Origin of the sequence: Rhizobium sp. rho-13.1, assembly GCF_007000305.1 — a bacterium.
GTDB classification, from domain to species: domain Bacteria; phylum Pseudomonadota; class Alphaproteobacteria; order Rhizobiales; family Rhizobiaceae; genus Rhizobium; species Rhizobium rhododendri.
In genome coordinates, this window is sequence record NZ_SCFL01000017.1 from 24800 (window position 1) to 42644 (window position 17845).

General features: G+C 60.4%; 19 protein-coding genes. 15 read left to right on the forward strand and 4 right to left on the reverse strand.

Features of this window, described 5'->3' with window-relative positions; genetic code table 11:
* Positions 1–5: 5 nt before the first annotated feature.
* Positions 6–482 carry a protein-export chaperone SecB gene (secB, locus tag EQW76_RS24420; RefSeq protein WP_111222128.1) on the reverse strand — a complete coding sequence of 159 codons (477 nt, stop codon included), beginning with the start codon at positions 480–482 and terminating at the stop codon, positions 6–8.
* Between the two features lie 91 nt (positions 483–573).
* Entirely contained in the window at positions 574–1080 is a 507-nt protein-coding gene (locus EQW76_RS24425; protein WP_142828708.1) for an FxsA family protein, read from the reverse strand.
* Positions 1081–1220: 140 nt separating this feature from the next.
* Here EQW76_RS24425 and EQW76_RS24430 point away from each other — a divergent pair, with 140 nt between their 5' ends.
* From EQW76_RS24430 to gyrB, 5 genes are all read left to right on the forward strand, one after another.
* A complete protein-coding gene (locus EQW76_RS24430) occupies positions 1221–1922 on the forward strand; it encodes a Tim44/TimA family putative adaptor protein (RefSeq protein WP_142828706.1) in 702 nt (233 codons plus the stop codon).
* Positions 1919–3037: a murein transglycosylase A gene (locus tag EQW76_RS24435; RefSeq protein ID WP_142828704.1), complete on the forward strand. Its 1119-nt coding sequence runs from the start codon at positions 1919–1921 to the stop codon at positions 3035–3037. Before EQW76_RS24430 ends, EQW76_RS24435 begins: the two co-directional genes overlap by 4 nt.
* Positions 3037–3612 (forward strand): Smr/MutS family protein, encoded by a 576-nt coding sequence (locus tag EQW76_RS24440; RefSeq protein WP_142828703.1) that lies wholly within the window; start codon positions 3037–3039, stop codon positions 3610–3612. Before EQW76_RS24435 ends, EQW76_RS24440 begins: the two co-directional genes overlap by 1 nt.
* Complete coding sequence (locus tag EQW76_RS24445; RefSeq protein ID WP_142828701.1) at positions 3609–3974, forward strand: helix-turn-helix transcriptional regulator; 366 nt, start codon at positions 3609–3611, stop codon at positions 3972–3974. Before EQW76_RS24440 ends, EQW76_RS24445 begins: the two co-directional genes overlap by 4 nt.
* A gap of 144 nt (positions 3975–4118) precedes the next feature.
* Positions 4119–6554, forward strand: a complete 2436-nt coding sequence (gene gyrB / locus EQW76_RS24450; RefSeq protein WP_142828699.1) for a DNA topoisomerase (ATP-hydrolyzing) subunit B — start codon at positions 4119–4121, stop codon at positions 6552–6554.
* Positions 6555–6629: 75 nt separating this feature from the next.
* Here gyrB and EQW76_RS24455 read toward each other — a convergent pair whose 3' ends face one another.
* On the reverse strand, positions 6630–7229 hold the full coding sequence (locus tag EQW76_RS24455; protein ID WP_142828697.1) for a nitroreductase family protein: 600 nt from the start codon (positions 7227–7229) through the stop codon (positions 6630–6632).
* A 208-nt stretch (positions 7230–7437) separates the two neighbouring features.
* Between EQW76_RS24455 and EQW76_RS24460 the strand changes: the two genes are divergently transcribed.
* The 10 genes from EQW76_RS24460 (at position 7438) to EQW76_RS24505 (ending at position 17431) form a co-directional block, all read left to right on the forward strand.
* Entirely contained in the window at positions 7438–8391 is a 954-nt protein-coding gene (locus EQW76_RS24460) for a glutathione S-transferase family protein (protein ID WP_142828695.1), read from the forward strand.
* A gap of 185 nt (positions 8392–8576) precedes the next feature.
* Positions 8577–9419, forward strand: coding sequence for a fumarylacetoacetate hydrolase family protein (locus tag EQW76_RS24465; RefSeq protein ID WP_142828693.1), 843 nt, complete (start codon positions 8577–8579; stop codon positions 9417–9419).
* A 176-nt stretch (positions 9420–9595) separates the two neighbouring features.
* Positions 9596–10867, forward strand: coding sequence for a polyhydroxyalkanoate depolymerase (phaZ, locus tag EQW76_RS24470; protein ID WP_142828814.1), 1272 nt, complete (start codon positions 9596–9598; stop codon positions 10865–10867).
* A 142-nt stretch (positions 10868–11009) separates the two neighbouring features.
* The gene (locus EQW76_RS24475) at positions 11010–11444 is read left to right on the forward strand and encodes a DUF2852 domain-containing protein (protein ID WP_142828691.1); all 435 of its coding nucleotides are present in this window, start codon (positions 11010–11012) and stop codon (positions 11442–11444) included.
* A gap of 76 nt (positions 11445–11520) precedes the next feature.
* Entirely contained in the window at positions 11521–12282 is a 762-nt protein-coding gene (locus tag EQW76_RS24480) for a SprT family zinc-dependent metalloprotease (RefSeq protein ID WP_142828689.1), read from the forward strand.
* A gap of 75 nt (positions 12283–12357) precedes the next feature.
* Positions 12358–13026 carry a phosphoribosylanthranilate isomerase gene (locus tag EQW76_RS24485; RefSeq protein WP_143123323.1) on the forward strand — a complete coding sequence of 223 codons (669 nt, stop codon included), beginning with the start codon at positions 12358–12360 and terminating at the stop codon, positions 13024–13026.
* Between the two features lie 2 nt (positions 13027–13028).
* Positions 13029–14249: a tryptophan synthase subunit beta gene (gene trpB, locus EQW76_RS24490; RefSeq protein ID WP_142828685.1), complete on the forward strand. Its 1221-nt coding sequence runs from the start codon at positions 13029–13031 to the stop codon at positions 14247–14249.
* 1 nt (position 14250) lies between these two features.
* Positions 14251–15090: a tryptophan synthase subunit alpha gene (trpA, locus tag EQW76_RS24495; protein WP_142828683.1), complete on the forward strand. Its 840-nt coding sequence runs from the start codon at positions 14251–14253 to the stop codon at positions 15088–15090.
* A 48-nt stretch (positions 15091–15138) separates the two neighbouring features.
* The gene (gene accD / locus EQW76_RS24500) at positions 15139–16047 is read left to right on the forward strand and encodes an acetyl-CoA carboxylase, carboxyltransferase subunit beta (protein ID WP_143123324.1); all 909 of its coding nucleotides are present in this window, start codon (positions 15139–15141) and stop codon (positions 16045–16047) included.
* A 31-nt stretch (positions 16048–16078) separates the two neighbouring features.
* The gene (locus EQW76_RS24505) at positions 16079–17431 is read left to right on the forward strand and encodes a folylpolyglutamate synthase/dihydrofolate synthase family protein (protein WP_142828679.1); all 1353 of its coding nucleotides are present in this window, start codon (positions 16079–16081) and stop codon (positions 17429–17431) included.
* Positions 17432–17482: 51 nt separating this feature from the next.
* Here EQW76_RS24505 and trxA read toward each other — a convergent pair whose 3' ends face one another.
* Positions 17483–17803 carry a thioredoxin gene (trxA, locus tag EQW76_RS24510; RefSeq protein WP_111222142.1) on the reverse strand — a complete coding sequence of 107 codons (321 nt, stop codon included), beginning with the start codon at positions 17801–17803 and terminating at the stop codon, positions 17483–17485.
* Positions 17804–17845: the final 42 nt, after the last annotated feature.

A 17845-nucleotide genomic window follows, 5' to 3' on the forward strand; every position in this document is an offset into this window, starting at 1 on the left:
GAGGATCAGTTCGGAACGGAGCTGACCTGCGCACGCGTCTGTTCTTCGGCAACGCGCTGGGTGAACATCGTCGCGAAATCGATCGGGTCGATGATAAGCGGCGGGAAGCCGCCGTTGCGGGTGACGTCGGCAATGATCTGGCGCGCGAACGGGAACAGCAGGCGTGGGCATTCGATGAACAGCAGTGGCAGCATATGCTCCTGCGGAAAGCCAACGACCCGGAAAACGCCGCCATAAACCAGCTCGGTGTGGAATACGGTCTTGCCATCATCCTTGGCATCGGCATTCAGCGTCAGCACGACGTCGAAATCGGTGTCAGAGAGCGGGTTGGCATTGACGTTGACGTTGATATTGATTTCCGGCGGCTTGTCGCGGGACTGCAGCGAGCGCGGCGCACCGGGATTTTCGAAGGACAAATCCTTCGTGTACTGGGCAAGAACGGATAGGCTGGGGGCGGTCTCGCCGTTGATTTCGTCGGCCATGGCACTTCCTCGCGGCTCAAAATGGTGTCGCCATCTAACATTTCATGCCGGGGCTTACAACCCTTCGGCCGCCGGGCCAAAACCGCGGGGCTCAGTCCTTCAGGCGCTTGTGATCGGACCACGGAGAGCCTGGATTCGGGCCGCGACGAAAATCATCTGCGTCGAGATCGACCACGGGCCCCGAGCTGTTCGGCTTTTCCGGCGCGCCGCGCGAGCGATTGAACGCCGGCGAAGACCCCAGGATGACGATGCGGCGGCTGAGAAACTTCCAAGCGAGATCGCGCACGCCAGGAATGAAGAGAAGCAGGCCAAGGATGTCTGTGAAGAAGCCGGGTACCAGCAGCAGGAACGCAGCCACCACCACCATCGCACCATGCACGAGATCGCGGGCAGGCGCTGCACCGTCGCGGCTTGCCATCGAGAGCCGCCGCAGGATGCTCAATCCCTGGGATCGCAGCAGAAACGCGCCGACGACGACACTGAGGACGACGAGGCCGAGCGTTGCCCAGATACCGATCGCCTTGCCGACCACGACGAAGCCGGCGATCTCCACCAGGGGGAGCAGCAGGACGAAGGCAGGTAGAAGCGAAAGGCGCATGGTCTCTTCCTCGAATGAGTAACTTGGCTGCCGTTCAGCATAGCAGATCACAAAGATGAGGACCTGCTATTTGAATGATGGCATTATGCTGACTATATGGGTGTTGAAACTTCGAATGTGAACAGTGGTGCCGGAGCGATATGGGTTCGAATGACTTTGTGACGATTTTCTTTCTGGTCGCAGCGGTGCTGATCTTCCTTCAGTTGCGCAGCGTGCTTGGTCGCCGCACGGGCACCGAGAAGCCACCACGTGATCTGTACACTCCGCGCGATGCTGTCAAAGGTCCCGATGCGCCGGATACCGGCAAAGTCGTTACTCTGCCGCGTCGCGACGCCGTCGATGACGAAAATCGCTTTGCAGCCGTCGATGCCTTCGCCAAGCCTGAAACGCCGCTGAACGCGCAGTTGCGCGAAGTGGTGAAGATCGACCCGTCCTTCGATCCGAAGGAGTTCGTCAAGGGCGCCCGCATGGCCTACGAGATGATCGTCATGGCTTTTGCCGATGGCGACCGGAAGGCGCTGAAGGGTCTGCTGTCAAACGAGGTTTACGAGGGCTTCGACGCAGCGATCGCCGATCGCGAAGCACGCGGCGAGAGGGTCAAGTCCAGCTTCGTCGGCATCGACCGGAGCGATATCATGAGTGCCGAGATCAAGGAGACCGATGCATTGGTCACCATTCGCATCGTCAGCCAGATGATATCGGCGACATACGACAAGGCCGACGTGCTGGTGGATGGCGATGCGGAGCAGGTATCTGAAGTCAGCGACCTCTGGACATTCGCCCGCGACACGCGCTCACGCGATCCGAACTGGAAACTTGTGGCGACCGAATCCGAGCAATGAGTGCCCGATCCAACGATTTTTTGCTGGAGCCGACAACCTTTGACGATCTGAAGGGCTGGGGGGATGACGATCCCTCCGGCCTTTTCGATGCAATGCGGGCCTGTTATCGGCACGTCACTGAGACAAAGTCCTACCGAGCCGGGTCGCTCGGGCTGACGACGGCGGACCTGCTGCCGCTGCTGGAAGCGGCAAAGGACATCGAGCCAGCCGATGCCGGAGAGGCCCGGGCTTTTTTCGAAGCCAATTGCCAGCCGTTTTTCATACGGCGGAGCGAAGACCGCAGCGGGTTCGTCACCGCATTCTTCGAGCCAGAAATAGAAGTGTCCGCAACACCCGATGCGGTCTATCGCTATCCCTTCTACCGTCGCCCGACCGATTTGGTCGATCTCGATGACAGCAACCGCCCGGCCGGACTGGATCCATCCTACATGTTCGCACGTCTGAGGGATGGCGAGATCGATGCCTATCCGGACCGCGGCGAGATCACCTCTGGCTACCTTGCCGGCAAGGGTCTGGAAATCGCCTGGGCCAGATCCAGCGTCGATGTGTTTTTCGTGCATGTTCAGGGCGCCGCGCGGCTGCGATATCCGGATGGGACGCTCCGTCGTATCACATATGCCGCCAAGGCCGGCCATCCGTTCTCGGCTGTCGGTCGGCTGCTGATCGACCGTGGCGAACTGGACCGCTCGACGATCTCGATGCAGACGATCCGGGACTGGCTCTACGCCCATCCGGAAGAAGTCGACGAGGTTCTCTCACACAATCGCTCCTACATTTTCTTCCGCGAGGCCGATGTTGCAGATCTGCAGGCCGGGCCAATCGCAGCGGCCAAGGTGCCGCTGGTGGCGGGCCGGGCGCTCGCCGTCGACAGGCTGATCCATACCTTCGGCTTCCCCTTCTTCATCCGCTCGGAAAGCCTCACCCACCTGGACAACGGCGGACCGTTCCAGCGGCTGATGCTGGCGCTCGACACCGGTTCGGCAATTGTCGGCCCCGCACGTGGCGACATCTTCACCGGCTCGGGCTATGAAGCCGGAGAACTGGCGGGCACCGTCCGTCATGACGCCGATTTCTACATTCTCGTGCCCAGGGCGGCTGCCGCGAGGTTCAGCTGATGGCGAAGGACCGCAAGCTCAGCCCGGAGGAGCGCATTCTCTGGAGCAAGGTCGCCAAGAGTACCCGGCCGCTGCCGCAGCATATGGCCGAGATGCAGGCGCTCGATATCTTTCTGACCGAGCAGCAGGCCGCCGAAGCGCAGCGCGATGTATCATCACCTCCGCCTCCGAAGATGCCGATTTCGCAACAACCCCTGCCGATGCCGCAAAAGCCGCAGCCTTCCGCCAGCAAGCACCATCCGCTCGAGCGGCCGGTGAAGCGCAAGATCGCCAAGGGTCGGCTTCCGCTGGAAGCAAGGATCGACCTGCACGGCCTCTACCAGGACGAGGCGCATGATCTGCTGCTCGATTTCCTGGTTCGGGCCCATATGCGCGGTCTGCGCCATGTGCTGGTCATAACAGGCAAGGGAAGCTCGATGGGCAGCGAAGGCGCTCTGAAGCGGGCAGCACCTTTGTGGTTCTCCAAGCCCGACTTCCGCTATCTCATCTCGTCCTATGAAACGGCGGCCCAGCATCATGGCGGCGAAGGCGCCCTCTATATCCGCCTGGCAAGGCGTCCGGGAGATGCGCCATGACGCCATTCGGCGAAGCGGTGCGCAAGCTCCGCGAACGCAAGGGCGTGACGCAGAAGGAAATGGCGGCCGCGCTCGACGTGACGCCCGCCTACCTCTCGGCGCTGGAACACGGCAAACGGGGTCTCCCGACCTTCGTCATGCTGCAAAGGATTGCCGGCTATTTCAATATCATCTGGGACGAGGCCGAGGAGCTGTTCATGCTGGCGCGCGGTTCCGACCCGCGGGTCGTGATCGACACGGCGGGGATGGCGCCGCAATATACGGCGCTCGCCAATCGCCTTGCCGGACAATTTCGCTTTCTCGACCAGGATGCTGTAGAAGCACTGGAGGCCATCCTCGAAAAGGCTCGGAAAACTGGCTGAAATCAGCCTTAATCCCCTGCTTTATAGGTCTTTTCGGGGTCATGTATTTGGCATTGACTATGAAATACCCCTATAGTCCGGGGAGGAAAAACGATGATTCGCAAGGATCGTCGCGCCCTGCGATAACACGAAAGACTTCAAGCCATGACCGATATTCCCGCGACCGAAAATGCCGCCAATCCTGAATATGGCGCTGACTCCATCAAGGTCCTGAAAGGCCTCGATGCCGTGCGCAAGCGGCCCGGCATGTATATCGGCGACACGGATGATGGCTCCGGCCTGCATCACATGGTCTACGAAGTCGTCGATAACGCCATCGACGAAGCGCTCGGTGGCCACGCCGACCTGGTAACCGTGACGCTCAACCCCGACGGCTCGGTGACGGTGACCGACAATGGTCGTGGTATTCCGACGGATATCCACACGGGCGAGGGAATATCCGCTGCCGAAGTGATCATGACCCAGCTGCACGCCGGCGGCAAATTCGACCAGAACTCCTACAAGGTGTCCGGCGGTCTGCATGGCGTCGGCGTCTCCGTCGTCAACGCGCTGTCGGTCTGGCTCAAGTTGCGCATCAAGCGCCAGGGCAAGATCCACGAGATCAGCTTCACCCACGGCGTCGCCGACGCACCGCTGGTGACGCTCGGAGACAGCGGCGGCGAAACGGGCACGGAAGTCACCTTCCAGCCCAGCACCGAAACCTTCACGATGATCGAGTTCGACTTCGCAACGCTGGAGCACCGGTTGCGCGAACTCGCCTTCCTCAATTCCGGCGTCCGCATCCTTCTCACCGACAAGCGTCATTCCGACGTCAAACAGGTGGAAATGCTTTATGACGGCGGCCTCGAAGCCTTCGTCGTCTATCTCGATCGCGCCAAGAAGCCGCTGGTCGACAAGCCCGTTGCCATCCGTGGCGAAAAGGACGGCATCGTCGTCGAAGTGGCGATGTGGTGGAACGACAGCTACCACGAGAACGTACTCTGCTTCACCAACAACATCCCGCAGCGCGACGGCGGCACCCATATGGCCGGTTTCCGTGGCGCCCTGACCCGTCAGATCACCTCCTACGGCGAGACCTCGGGCATCAGCAAGCGCGAGAAGGTGACGCTGACGGCAGACGACTGCCGCGAAGGCCTGACGGCCGTGCTGTCGGTGAAAGTGCCGGATCCGAAATTCTCTTCGCAGACCAAGGACAAGCTGGTTTCCTCGGAAGTTCGCCCGGTCGTCGAAAGTCTTGTCAACGAGGCGCTCGGCACTTGGCTCGAAGAACATCCGACCGAGGCCAAGATCCTGATCGGCAAGGTCGCGGAAGCCGCCATGGCCCGCGAAGCCGCCAAGAAGGCCCGCGAACTCACGCGCCGCAAGGGCGCCCTCGACATCGCCTCGCTGCCGGGCAAGCTCGCCGACTGCTCCGAGCGTGACCCTACCAAGTCCGAAGTCTTCCTCGTCGAAGGGGATTCCGCCGGCGGCTCAGCCAAGCAGGGCCGCTCGCGCGAAAACCAGGCAATCCTGCCGCTGCGAGGCAAGATCCTCAATGTCGAGCGTGCGCGCTTCGACAAGATGCTCGGCAGCCAGGAAATCGGTACGCTGATCATCGCGCTCGGCACCGGCATCGGCAAGGATGAGTTCAACGCCGACAAGCTGCGCTACCACAAGATCATCATCATGACGGACGCCGACGTGGACGGCGCCCATATTCGCACGCTGCTGCTGACCTTCTTCTTCCGCCAGATGCCGGAGCTGATCGAGCGCGGCCACATCTACATCGCCCAGCCGCCGCTCTACAAAGTGTCGCGCGGCAAATCGATCCAGTATCTGAAGGACGAGAAGGCGCTGGAAGAGTATCTGATCGGCCAGGGCCTCGACGACGCCAGCCTGCGGCTCGGCAGCGGCGAAGTCCGCTCCGGCCAGGATCTGCGCGAAGTCATTCAGGACGCGCTGCGTCTGAGGGCACTGCTCGAAAATCTGCATTCCCGCTATAACCGCGCCGTCGTAGAGCAGGCGGCGATTGCCGGCGCGCTCAATGCCGACGTGGTCAGCGATCCCGCCCGGGCCGCGACGATCGTTGCCGAAGTTGCCCGTCGTCTGGACATTATTGCCGAAGAAACGGAACGTGGCTGGATCGGCGACATGACCGACGAGGGCGGCTTGCGTCTGGAACGCACCGTGCGCGGGGTCAAGGAAGTCATCACCCTCGACATGGCGCTGATCGGCTCGTCCGATGCCCGCCATATCGACCAACTCGGCCCGCGCCTCAAGGAAATCTACGACGTGCCGCCGAAACTGGTGCGGAGAGACGGCGAAACGGAAATCTCCGGGGCCCGTGCGCTGCTGGAAGCCGTCTTTGCCAGCGGTCGTAAGGGTCTGTCGATGCAACGCTACAAGGGCCTCGGCGAAATGAATGCCGAGCAGCTCTGGGAAACGACGCTCGATCCGAACGTGCGCTCGCTGCTGCAGGTTCGCGTCAACGACGCCGTCGATGCCGACAGCCTGTTTGCCCGGCTTATGGGCGATGAAGTCGAGCCGCGCCGCGAGTTCATCCAGGACAATGCGCTCAACGTCGCCAACCTCGACATCTAATCTATCAGCGACCAGACATGGAAAAGCCCGCGCCGCAAATCTGCAGCGCGGGCTTCGTTGTGTCGGAATCAGGGATTACTTGGCGATGAACTTGCCGTTGAAGGCGACCTCGGCCAATGGCTTGCGCGGGCTCGGGACTTCGCGTTCGCGCAGGCCTTCCGGCAGCTGGTTCTTGTCGCCGATCTTGCCGATGGCGACGGCGCATTCGACGCGGAAGCCGTCCGGAATGCCGAGTACGCCCGGCACCTTGTCGAAGTGAACGCCGGTCATGCCGTGCGCTTCATAGCCGGAGAGATGGGCCTGCAGGGCAATGTAGCCCGATGCGGTGCCGGCGTCGAAGGAGTGGCTGTAGATCGGCTTCTGGTCGTCGGCACCGAGTTCGCCGGAATGCGTGCGGGAAACGATGAACAACAGCGCGGATGCAGACTTAACCCAGCTCTGGTTGAAGTCGATCAGCAGGCTGAGGAACGTGTCCCACTGCTCGGAGCCGCGCAGCGCGTAGACGAAACGCCAGGGCTGGTGGTTGTAGGAGGAGGCTGCCCAGTGGCCGGCTTCGAGGATCGTCAGCAGATCTGCTTCCGGCATGGTCTCGTTGTTGAATGCACGGGGCGACCAGCGATCCAGGAAAAGGGCGTCGATCGGATGGTTGGATTCGCGGCTGTTGCTGCTTGTCATGGTTTTTCTCTCTGAAACGGTCTGCGCTGGGAGCAGCGCTTGTGTTTGGATGGAGTGCCCGACGATGTATAGCGTGCCGCCCGCCATAGTCCAGATCGCCGGCGCTTCTGGCGATGGCGCAAGGGTGACGGTCTGTTTCAACAATGTGTGATGTGGCCTTCGCAGGGGCCGGGTAGAACAGTAATTCCCGCGCGCGAAGGAGAAGAACATGCTGGTCGACGGAAAGTGGACGGAAGATTGGCAGCCGGTGCAGGCAAAGGACGAAAAGGGTGGCTTTGTCCGCCAGACGTCCAGCTTTCGAAACTGGGTGACGCCGGATGGCAGCGCCGGCCCGACCGGTACCGGTGGGTTTGCTGCCGAACCGGGCCGCTATCACCTTTATGTTGCGCTGATCTGCCCTTGGGCATCGCGGACGCTGATTGGCCGGGCGATGAAGGGCCTGGAAGCTGCTATCGATATCTCCATCGTCGAACCTGCCCTCACAAAGCAGGGCTGGCAATTCGGCGACTATCCCGGCGCGACCGAGGACAGCGTCAACGGTGCCCGCTATATCCACGAACTCTATACGATGGCTGATCCGCATTTTACCGGAAGGGCGACAGTTCCCGTCCTCTGGGATACCCGGACGAACACCATCGTCAACAATGAATCGTCCGACATCCTGAGGATGATGAATGACGGCTTTGGCGATCTGGCAACCCTCTCGACCGATCTCTATCCGAATGACCGGCGCGAAGAGATCGACGCCTTCAACGCGCGGATCTACCCGTCGCTCAACAACGGCGTCTATCGGACCGGCTTTGCGACGACGCAGCTCGCCTACGAGGAAGGTTTCCGGGATGTCTTCGACTGTCTGGATTGGGCCGAACTCCAGTTCGAAGGCAAGCGCTTCCTCTTTGCCGATCACCCGACTGAAGCAGATATCCGTCTGTTCGTGACGCTGGTGCGCTTCGATGTCGCCTATCACGGCATTTTCAAATGCAATCTCAGGCGTCTCTCCGATTACTCAAATCTCAGCGCTTTCTGCCGGAGCATGCTCGATTGGCCTGGCATCGCGGAGACGGTAAGTTTCGACCACATCAAGCGCGGATATTACTCGATAGAGACGCTCAATCCATCCGGCATCGTTCCGGTTGGCCCCGCGCTCGAAGAGCTGTTCTGATCGCCAAGCCATCGGATATTACACTCAGGCAAGTGGTATATCCTTTCCCATCGCGTCGCTTTGCCGGTTGCCTTCACGGGCTGTCGGCGTAAAGTTTGGCACGCAATCCACGGGTGACACAGGTGAATGTTTCGTTCATATATGGCGAAACACACTTCTGAAGACATGGCAGGAAGGAAAATACGATGAAACTGATGCGAGTCGGCGAGCCCGGCAAGGAAAAGCCGGCCCTCCTGGACAAGGAAGGCAAGATCCGCGATCTGTCGGCGCATGTTGCCGATATCGGCGGAGAGGCGATCCATCCGGATAGCCTGGCAAAGCTTGCCCAGATCGATCCCGACACCTTACCGGAACTGGCGGCAGGCCGTATCGGCGCTTGCGTCGCGGGTACGGGCAAGTTCATCTGTATCGGCCTCAATTTTTCGGACCACGCCGCAGAGACCGGCGCTACTGTGCCGCCTGAACCGATCATATTCATGAAGGCCACTTCCGCCATCGCTGGTCCGAATGACACGGTTCTCATTCCGCGCGGCTCTGAAAAAACCGACTGGGAAGTCGAACTCGGCGTCGTCATCGGCAAGACGGCTAAGTATGTCAGCGAAGCCGACGCACTCGATTATGTCGCCGGCTACTGCGTTTCGCATGACGTCTCCGAGCGCGCTTTCCAGACGGAGCGCTCCGGCCAGTGGACTAAGGGAAAGTCCTGCGACACATTCGGCCCGATCGGCCCCTGGCTGGTCACGAAGGATGAAGTTGCGGATCCGCAGAATCTCGGCATGTGGCTGAAGGTCAACGGCAAAACCATGCAGGATGGATCCACCAAGACGATGGTCTACGGCGTCGCGCACCTGGTTTCCTACCTCAGCCAGTTCATGTCGCTGCAGCCGGGCGACGTCATCTCGACCGGTACGCCCCCGGGCGTCGGAATGGGCATGAAGCCGCCCACTTACCTGAAGGCCGGCGACGTGGTCGAACTCGGCATCGAAGGTCTCGGGGACCAACGCCAGACGTTCGCCGCCGACGCTTAAGTTCAACGACCACAAACGACACCATGCCGGAGATCAATTCTCCGGCATTTTAATTTATAGGCCCTCCACTGTGTCTAACTTTGGCAGAATGTGATAGGGACCTCGGTAATACTGCCGCTGATCCGCACGAAGGACCAGCCATTCTTTCGGCCGCAGTCGAAAAGGTAATGTCGGTCATGTACTATCATCTCTACGAACTGAACCATGCGGTCATGGCGCCATTCCGGGCTGCTGCTGGCATGATGCGCCAGGCTTACGATAATCCGCTCAATCCCATGGCCGAAACCGCGTTCGGCAGGACGATATCTGCCAGTCTCGAGGTCTTCGAGCGCAGCACGCGGCGTTACGGAAAGCCCGAGTTCGGGCTGGTGCAGACAGTCATCGACGACAAGCCCGTGGTCGTCACCGAGGCTGTCGTCTGGCAGAAGCCGTTCTGTCGTTTGCTCCATTTCGAAAGGGACCTGCCAGTCCCCCGTCCGTCCGATCCGCGGATCCTGATCGTGGCGCCGATGTCCGGCCATTACGCGACGTTGCTGCGCGGTACGGTGGAGGCGCTGTTGCCCGGCGCCGATGTCTATATCACCGACTGGACCGATGCCCGGATGATACCCGTCGAAGAGGGCGACTTCGATCTCGACGACTACATCGACTATATCGTCGCCATGCTGCATCACCTCGGGCAGGATACCCATGTGGTGGCCGTCTGTCAGCCATCCGTGCCGGTGCTCGCTGCAGCCGCCCTTATGGAAGAGGCTGGCGATCCGCTGTCGCCCGCGTCCATGACGCTGATGGGCGGCCCGATCGATACGCGCATCAATCCGACCGGTGTCAACAAGCTCGCCATGGACAAGCCCATCGAGTGGTTTGCCGATAATGTGGTGATGAACGTTCCGTGGCCGCTGCCGGGTTTTGGGCGGTCGGTGTATCCGGGCTTCCTGCAGCTTTCTGGCTTCATGTCGATGAACCTCGACCGGCACGTCATTGCCCAGAAGGATTTCTTCATGCACCTCGTCAAGAACGACGGGGAGCCCGAAAAGCATCGCGAGTTTTATGACGAGTATCTGGCGGTCATGGACTTGACCTCGCAGTTCTACCTGCAGACGGTCGAGCAGGTGTTCATGAAACACGCCTTGCCGAAGGGCGAGTTGCACCATCGTGGTCACCGCGTCGATCCATCTGCGATCCGCAAGGTGGCGCTCCTGACGGTGGAAGGCGAAAACGACGATATCTCCGGCGTCGGCCAGACCAAGGCGGCGCAGACGATCTGCAGCAACATCCCCGACGCAATGCGGATGCATTATTTGCAGCCAGATGTCGGTCACTACGGTGTCTTCAATGGCTCTCGCTTCCGCCGCGAAATAGCGCCGCGCATCCTGGCTTTTGCCAGGGCCCACTCGAGAACTGCCGATGTCCCGAAGCGGAAGGCCAAGGGCTCAAGAACGGCCTAGGCGCGAAAAACGGGATTTTCGATCCGGAATGAAGAGTATTTGCGATTTTAAAGCACTTCCTTATTGAAGCCGGAGCCCGTTATTCCCACATCGATTTGAGCGGCTCCGGCATTCAGCCGGCCGCCTTACGAGGTATCTCACGATGAATCAGTCAGCATTGATTCGGCCGGAGTGGACCCCGGCGACCATCGCGCTCATGGTTCTGGGCTTCGTGGTTTTCTGGCCGCTTGGTCTTGCTATGCTCGCATACATCCTCTTCGGCGATCGCCTGAGAGGCTTCAAACGGGACGTCAACCAGGCAGCCGATGGCATGTTCAGCGGTTTCCGCCGCAACGGCCGTCGTTACCGTCAGCAGTTCAACAGCGAGAACGTCGCTTTTGACGACTGGCGCCAGGCAGAACTCGACCGCCTGGATCAGGAGCGCCGCAGGCTCGACGAGACCCGCGCCGACTTCGACAACTACGTGCGGGAATTGCGCCGCGCCAAGGACCAGGAAGAGTTCGACCGTTTCATGCGTGACCGCACAGCGGCGCGACGCACGGATCAGGGCTCCGGGCAGGAGTTCAGAACCTCCTGACGCATTCGACAGCCGGCATCGCGAGATGCCGGTTTTTCTTTGCAAGACACTGCAGCGAATCATATAAACCGGATCGATGTTTCCGCTTCTTTCAAAAGTCCGCAAGACTGCCCGGACGCCGCCTGTTCCGGAGGTGAGGACGCTCGATCTCGCCGGACGTCAGATGCCGCTGACGATCCGCAAGCACGAGCGCGCCACCCGTATTACCCTGCGCATAGAACCCGGCGGCCGGGCCCTGAAGATGACCGTGCCGCACGGCGTGCCGTCGCGAGAGATCAATGCCTTTCTCGACCGCCACCAGGGCTGGCTCATCACCAAGTTGTCGAAGTTCGAGCCTGATGCGAAGCTGCGCGATGGCAGCGAGATCCTGATCCGTGGAGTGCCCCACCAGGTTGAGCATTCAGGCAGCCTGCGTGGCATCACCGAAATCCTCGAACTGGACGGCGAGCGCATCCTGCGTGTCAGCGGAATGCCGGAGCATGCCGGGCGGCGCATTGCAGCCTTCCTGAAGAAGGAAGCGCGCGCCGATCTGGAGCGCCTGGTGAAACTGCACGCCAGCACCATCCGCGCGGAGGTTGCTTCGATCACCATGAAGGATACGCGCAGCCGCTGGGGCTCCTGTTCGTCGCAGGGCAATCTCAGCTTTTCTTGGCGGATACTGATGGCACCGCCCGAAGTTATCGACTATCTGGCTGCCCACGAGGTGGCGCACCTGAAGGAAATGAACCACGGCCCCCGCTTCTGGGCGCTGTGCAAAAAGCTTTGCCCACACATGGAAGAAGCAAAAGCCTGGCTGAAGCGGCATGGCACCCACCTTCATGCCATCGATTTCGGCTAGCGCGGCAGGCTCTGAAATCCAGCAACTGTCGCGAATGGGCTCGACTCTTTTGCCATTTCGTGTCACTTGCCTGCCATGAAACCCGATATCAAGATTTGCGGATTGAAGACGGCCGAGACGGTCGATCGCGCTGTCGCGCGCGGCGCCACACACATCGGTTTCATCTTCTTTGAAAAAAGCCCGCGCTACATCGATCCCGATCTTGCAGGCGTGCTTGCTGACCGCGTTCGTGGCAAGGCCCTCATCGTCGCCGTGGTGGTCGATCCGGACAATGACGATCTCGATGAGATTATGAACCTGGTTCGGCCCGACGTGCTGCAATTGCATGGCCATGAAAGTCCGGAGCGGGTTCTGACCATCAAGGCCCTCTACGACGTGCTTGTCATGAAGGCCTTTTCCGTGCGGGATGCCGAGGACCTCAGGCGTGTGGAGGCCTACATCGGCATCGCAGATCGCTTCCTGTTCGATGCCAAGGCACCCAAAGGTTCGGAACTGCCCGGCGGAAACGGCGTTGCTTTCGACTGGAGCCTGATGGCGTGGCTTGACGGCCGCGTCGACTACATGCTTTCGGGAGGCCTCAACAAAGACAACGTCGCCCTTGCGCTCGCCTCCACCAAGGCCTCGGGTATCGATATATCGTCCGGTGTGGAAAGTGCGCCGGGCGTCAAGGATCTGACCATGATCGACGAATTTTTCGACGCGGTTGCCTCGGCTCGCATGCCGGCAACAGCCTCAGGGAGTTGACAGTGAACGAGACGCCAAACGTAAATTCCTTCCGCGCCGGGCCAGACGAAGATGGCCGCTTCGGTATCTTCGGTGGACGATTCGTCGCAGAGACGCTGATGCCGCTGATCCTCGCCCTGCAGGCCGAGTGGGAAAATGCCAAGACCGATCCGACCTTCAAGGCCGAGCTCGATTATCTCAACACCCACTATATCGGTCGCCCAAGCCCGTTGTATTTCGCCGAGCGGCTCACAGCCGAGCTTGGCGGCGCGAAGATCTATTTCAAGCGCGACGAACTCAACCACACCGGATCGCACAAGATCAACAATTGCATCGGGCAGATCCTGCTCGCCAAGCGCATGGGCAAGACCCGCATCATCGCAGAAACCGGCGCCGGCCAGCATGGCGTGGCTTCGGCTACCGTTGCTGCTCGCTTCGGGTTGCCCTGCGTTGTCTACATGGGCGCAACCGATGTCGAGCGCCAGGCGCCGAACGTGTTCCGTATGAAGCTGCTCGGTGCCGAGGTCGTTCCCGTCACATCCGGCCACGGTACCCTGAAAGATGCCATGAACGAGGCGCTGCGCGACTGGGTCACCAACGTCGACGACACCTACTATATGATTGGAACTGCGGCCGGACCGCACCCCTATCCGGAAATGGTTCGCGATTTCCAGTCTGTGATGGGCCGCGAAGCCAAGGAACAGATGATGGCCGCAGAAGGCCGCCTGCCGGACATGCTGGTGGCAGCAGTCGGCGGTGGCTCCAATGCGATCGGCCTGTTCCATCCGTTCCTCGATGACAAGAGCGTCCAGATCGTCGGCGTCGAAGCCGGCGGCAAGGGCCTGGAGGGCGAGGAGCACTGTGCGTCGTTGACGGTCGGTTCCCCGGGCGTGCTGCATGGCAACCGCACCTACCTGCTGCAGGACAGGGACGGGCAAATAAAGGAAGGCCACTCGATCTCCGCCGGCCTTGACTATCCCGGCATCGGCCCGGAGCATTCATGGCTGAAGGATATGGGCCGCGTCGAATACGTGCCGATCATGGACACCGAGGCTCTGGCAGCCTTCCAGATGCTGACTCGCCTCGAAGGTATCATCCCGGCACTCGAGCCTGCCCATGCGCTGGCCGAAGTCATCAAGCGTGCGCCGAAGATGGATAAGGACCAGATCATCGTGATGAACCTCTGTGGCCGAGGCGACAAGGATATCTTCACCGTTGGCAAAATTCTCGGCGTGGAGCTCTGACATGACCGCACGGATGGACAAACGCTTCGCCGACCTGAAGACCGAGGGTCGCCCGGCGCTGGTTACCTATTTCATGGCTGGCGACCCAGATTACGAAACGTCGCTCGGCATCATGAGGGCGCTGCCGGAAGCAGGCTCCGACATCATCGAGCTCGGCATGCCTTTCTCGGACCCGATGGCCGATGGTCCGGCAATCCAGATGGCCGGTCAGCGGGCGCTGAAGGCAGGCCAGACGCTGAAGAAGACGCTGCAGCTTGCCGCCGATTTCCGTAAATCCGATGACGCTACGCCGATCGTACTGATGGGCTACTACAACCCGATCTATATTTACGGCGTCGAGAAATTTCTCGATGACGCGCTGGCATCCGGCATCGACGGCCTGATCGTCGTCGACCTACCGCCGGAAATGGATGACGAGCTCTGCATCCCGGCTATCCGCAAGGGCGTTAATTTCATCCGTCTGGCAACACCGACGACGGACGACAAGCGCCTGCCGATGGTGCTTCGCAATACTTCGGGCTTCGTCTACTACGTATCCATGAACGGCATCACCGGCTCGGCTATGGCCGATCCGTCACTTGTCTCGGCTGCCGTCCGCCGTATCAAGAGCCATACCGACCTGCCTGTTTGCGTCGGCTTCGGCGTCAAGACGGCCGAGCATGCGCGGGTCATCGGTGCGGCTGCCGATGGCGTCGTCGTCGGCACTGCGATCGTCAATCAGGTTGCGAATTCGCTGACCGCGGATGGCAAGGCGACTGCCGATACCGTGCAGGCGGTGGCAACCCTTGTTCGTGGTCTTTCAACCGGAACCCGCTCGGCGCGCCTTGTTGCCGCCGAATAGTTCCCCCACATTGGCCTTGGTCAATTCAGTCATTCAGGAGATCTCGATTTGAACTGGATCACGAATTACGTTCGCCCGCGGATCAATTCCATGCTGGGCCGTCGCGATGATATCGCCGAAAATCTCTGGATCAAATGCCCGGAAACCGGAGAAATGGTCTTCCACAAGGATCTGGAAGACAACAAGTGGGTCATTCCTGCTTCCGGCTTCCACATGAAGATGCCGGCAAAGGCCCGCCTGATCGATCTGTTCGACAATGGCGAGTACGAGGCCCTGGTGCAGCCGAAGGTCGCCCAGGATCCGCTGAAGTTCCGTGATTCGAAGAAATACAGCGACCGTCTGAAAGACAGCCGCGTCAAGACCGAGCAGGAAGACACGATTCTCGCCGGGGTCGGCAAGCTGCAGGAACTGAAGATCGTTGCCGTCGTGCACGAGTTCAACTTCATGGGCGGATCGCTCGGTCTCGCTGCCGGCGAGGCGATCGTCAAGGCATTCGAGCGCGCTATTGCCGAGAAATGCCCGCTGGTGATGTTCCCGGCTTCGGGTGGTGCCCGCATGCAGGAAGGCATCCTATCGCTGATGCAGCTGCCGCGCACGACGGTCGCAGTCGACCTCCTCAAGGAAGCAGGCCAGCCCTATATCGTCGTATTGACCAATCCGACGACCGGCGGCGTCACTGCCTCTTATGCGATGCTGGGAGACATTCACCTGGCCGAACCCGGTGCCGAAATCTGCTTCGCCGGCAAGCGCGTCATCGAACAGACGATCCGCGAAAAGCTGCCGGAAGGCTTTCAGACGTCGGAATATCTGCTCGAACACGGCATGGTCGACATGGTCATTAAGCGTCATGATATCCCGGATATGCTGGCACGACTGTTGAAGATCCTGACCAAGCAGCCGGCGACCGCCTCGCTTGAACCGAGCGAGATCGTGCTGCCGATGGCTGTCGGCGCCTGAGTCGACGAAGACCGAAAAGCGGAGGTGCGGAATGGGCTCCATAGATCACTCCACCAAGAGCCAGGCCGAACAGGTGATCGACGAGCTCCTGGGCCTGCACCCCAAGGGCTTCGACCTTTCGCTCGACCGCATCACGCGGCTGCTTGAGCTTCTCGGCAACCCGCAGACCAAACTGCCGCCGGTGATCCATGTCGCCGGCACCAACGGCAAGGGCTCCGTTACAGCGTTCTGCCGGGCGCTGCTCGAAGCGGGCGGCAAAAGCGTTCATGTCCATACGTCACCGCATCTGGTAAACTGGCATGAACGCTATCGCATCGGCGTCAAGGGCGGTCGAGGACAGCTCGTCGACGACGCCGTCTTTGCCGATGCACTGCGCCGCGTCGCTGATGCCAATGCCGGCCAGAAGATCACCGTCTTTGAAATCCTGACCGCAGTCACCTTCCTGCTGTTCTCGGAACAGCCCGCCGATGCGGCGATCATCGAGGTCGGTCTCGGAGGCCGCTTCGATGCGACCAACGTTATCTCCGACCCCGCCGTGTCCGTCATCATGCCGATCTCGCTGGATCATCAGCCTTATCTCGGCGACCGCGTCGAGTTGATTGCCGCTGAGAAGGCGGGGATCATGAAGCGCGGGCTTCCGGTCGTCATCGGCCACCAGCAATATGATGCTGCGCTAGAGGTCTTGACGACGACGGCCGAGAGGCTGCATTGCCCGACGGCAGTATTCGGCCAGGACTTTTCGGCCCATGAGGAATACGGACGGCTGGTCTACCAGGACGAGTTCGGCCTTGCCGATTTATCGCTGCCACGTCTGCCGGGACGCCACCAGCACGCTAACGCTGCTGCCGCCATCCGTGCCGTCAAGGCCGCCGGCTTCATCGTCACTGACGCCATGATGGAAAAGGCGATGACTACGGTCGAATGGCCCGGCCGACTGCAGCGCCTGACTGAAGGCAAGCTCTTCACTCGCGCGCCGAAGGGTGCCGAAATCTGGGTGGACGGAGGGCATAATCCGGGTGCTGGCGAGGTGATTGCCGAGGCGATGGCCGGCTTCGAGGAGCGTCAGGCCCGACCGCTGTTCCTGATCACAGGCATGATCAACACCAAGGATCCGATAGGTTACTTCAAGGCGTTTGCGGGTTTGGCGGAGAAAGTGTTCTGCGTGCCGATCGCCCATAGCGATGCGATGATCGATCCCGTCGTTCTCAGCCATGCGGCCTATGATGCCGGACTGGTCGCCGAGCCGATGTCGTCGGTCGGCGATGCGCTCGACGCAATCATGCGTGCTATGTCCCCGGATACCCTGCCCCCTCGCATCCTGATGGGCGGCTCGCTCTATTTGGTTGGCGAGGTATTGGCCGAAAACGGAACTCCACCGCAATAAAAAAACCCGGACAATGCCGGGCTTTCAACTCTGGTCGCTCTGGCGACGCAATCAGGCGGCGTTGGAAATCCAGCTTGCCAGCGCAGACTTCGGTGCAGCACCAACCTTGATATCGGCAACTTCACCAGCCTTGAAGAGGGCGAGCGTCGGGATCGAGCGGACGCCAAACTTGGCGGCGAGTTCGGGATTTTCATCGATGTTAAGCTTGGCCACCTTGACCTTGCCGGCCATCTCAACGGAAATCTCTTCGAGGCTCGGAGCAATCATCTTGCACGGGCCACACCATTCAGCCCAGAAATCAACCACGACTGGTTCTGCAGAATCTAGAACTTCCGCTTGGAAGTTCGAGTTATCGACTTTCACGGTAGCCATAAAAATGCTCCTTCACCGGAATTAACTGTTGAACCACATGTG

Excerpts from the sequence above, each read along its gene's own strand:
- EQW76_RS24455 (WP_142828697.1), bottom strand. The coding sequence starts at position 7,229 with ATGACAAGCAGCAACAGCCGCGAATCCAACCATCCGATCGACGCCCTT.
- EQW76_RS24460 (WP_142828695.1), top strand. The coding sequence starts at position 7,438 with ATGCTGGTCGACGGAAAGTGGACGGAAGATTGGCAGCCGGTGCAGGCA.
- EQW76_RS24430 (WP_142828706.1), top strand. The coding sequence starts at position 1,221 with ATGGGTTCGAATGACTTTGTGACGATTTTCTTTCTGGTCGCAGCGGTG.
- trpA (WP_142828683.1), top strand. The coding sequence starts at position 14,251 with ATGACCGCACGGATGGACAAACGCTTCGCCGACCTGAAGACCGAGGGT.
- EQW76_RS24435 (WP_142828704.1), top strand. The coding sequence starts at position 1,919 with ATGAGTGCCCGATCCAACGATTTTTTGCTGGAGCCGACAACCTTTGAC.
- EQW76_RS24425 (WP_142828708.1), bottom strand. The coding sequence starts at position 1,080 with ATGCGCCTTTCGCTTCTACCTGCCTTCGTCCTGCTGCTCCCCCTGGTG.
- EQW76_RS24465 (WP_142828693.1), top strand. The coding sequence starts at position 8,577 with ATGAAACTGATGCGAGTCGGCGAGCCCGGCAAGGAAAAGCCGGCCCTC.
- EQW76_RS24445 (WP_142828701.1), top strand. The coding sequence starts at position 3,609 with ATGACGCCATTCGGCGAAGCGGTGCGCAAGCTCCGCGAACGCAAGGGC.
- EQW76_RS24485 (WP_143123323.1), top strand. The coding sequence starts at position 12,358 with ATGAAACCCGATATCAAGATTTGCGGATTGAAGACGGCCGAGACGGTC.
- EQW76_RS24505 (WP_142828679.1), top strand. The coding sequence starts at position 16,079 with ATGGGCTCCATAGATCACTCCACCAAGAGCCAGGCCGAACAGGTGATC.
- gyrB (WP_142828699.1), top strand. The coding sequence starts at position 4,119 with ATGACCGATATTCCCGCGACCGAAAATGCCGCCAATCCTGAATATGGC.
- trxA (WP_111222142.1), bottom strand. The coding sequence starts at position 17,803 with ATGGCTACCGTGAAAGTCGATAACTCGAACTTCCAAGCGGAAGTTCTA.
- EQW76_RS24480 (WP_142828689.1), top strand. The coding sequence starts at position 11,521 with ATGTTTCCGCTTCTTTCAAAAGTCCGCAAGACTGCCCGGACGCCGCCT.
- phaZ (WP_142828814.1), top strand. The coding sequence starts at position 9,596 with ATGTACTATCATCTCTACGAACTGAACCATGCGGTCATGGCGCCATTC.
- secB (WP_111222128.1), bottom strand. The coding sequence starts at position 482 with ATGGCCGACGAAATCAACGGCGAGACCGCCCCCAGCCTATCCGTTCTT.
- EQW76_RS24440 (WP_142828703.1), top strand. The coding sequence starts at position 3,037 with ATGGCGAAGGACCGCAAGCTCAGCCCGGAGGAGCGCATTCTCTGGAGC.
- EQW76_RS24475 (WP_142828691.1), top strand. The coding sequence starts at position 11,010 with ATGAATCAGTCAGCATTGATTCGGCCGGAGTGGACCCCGGCGACCATC.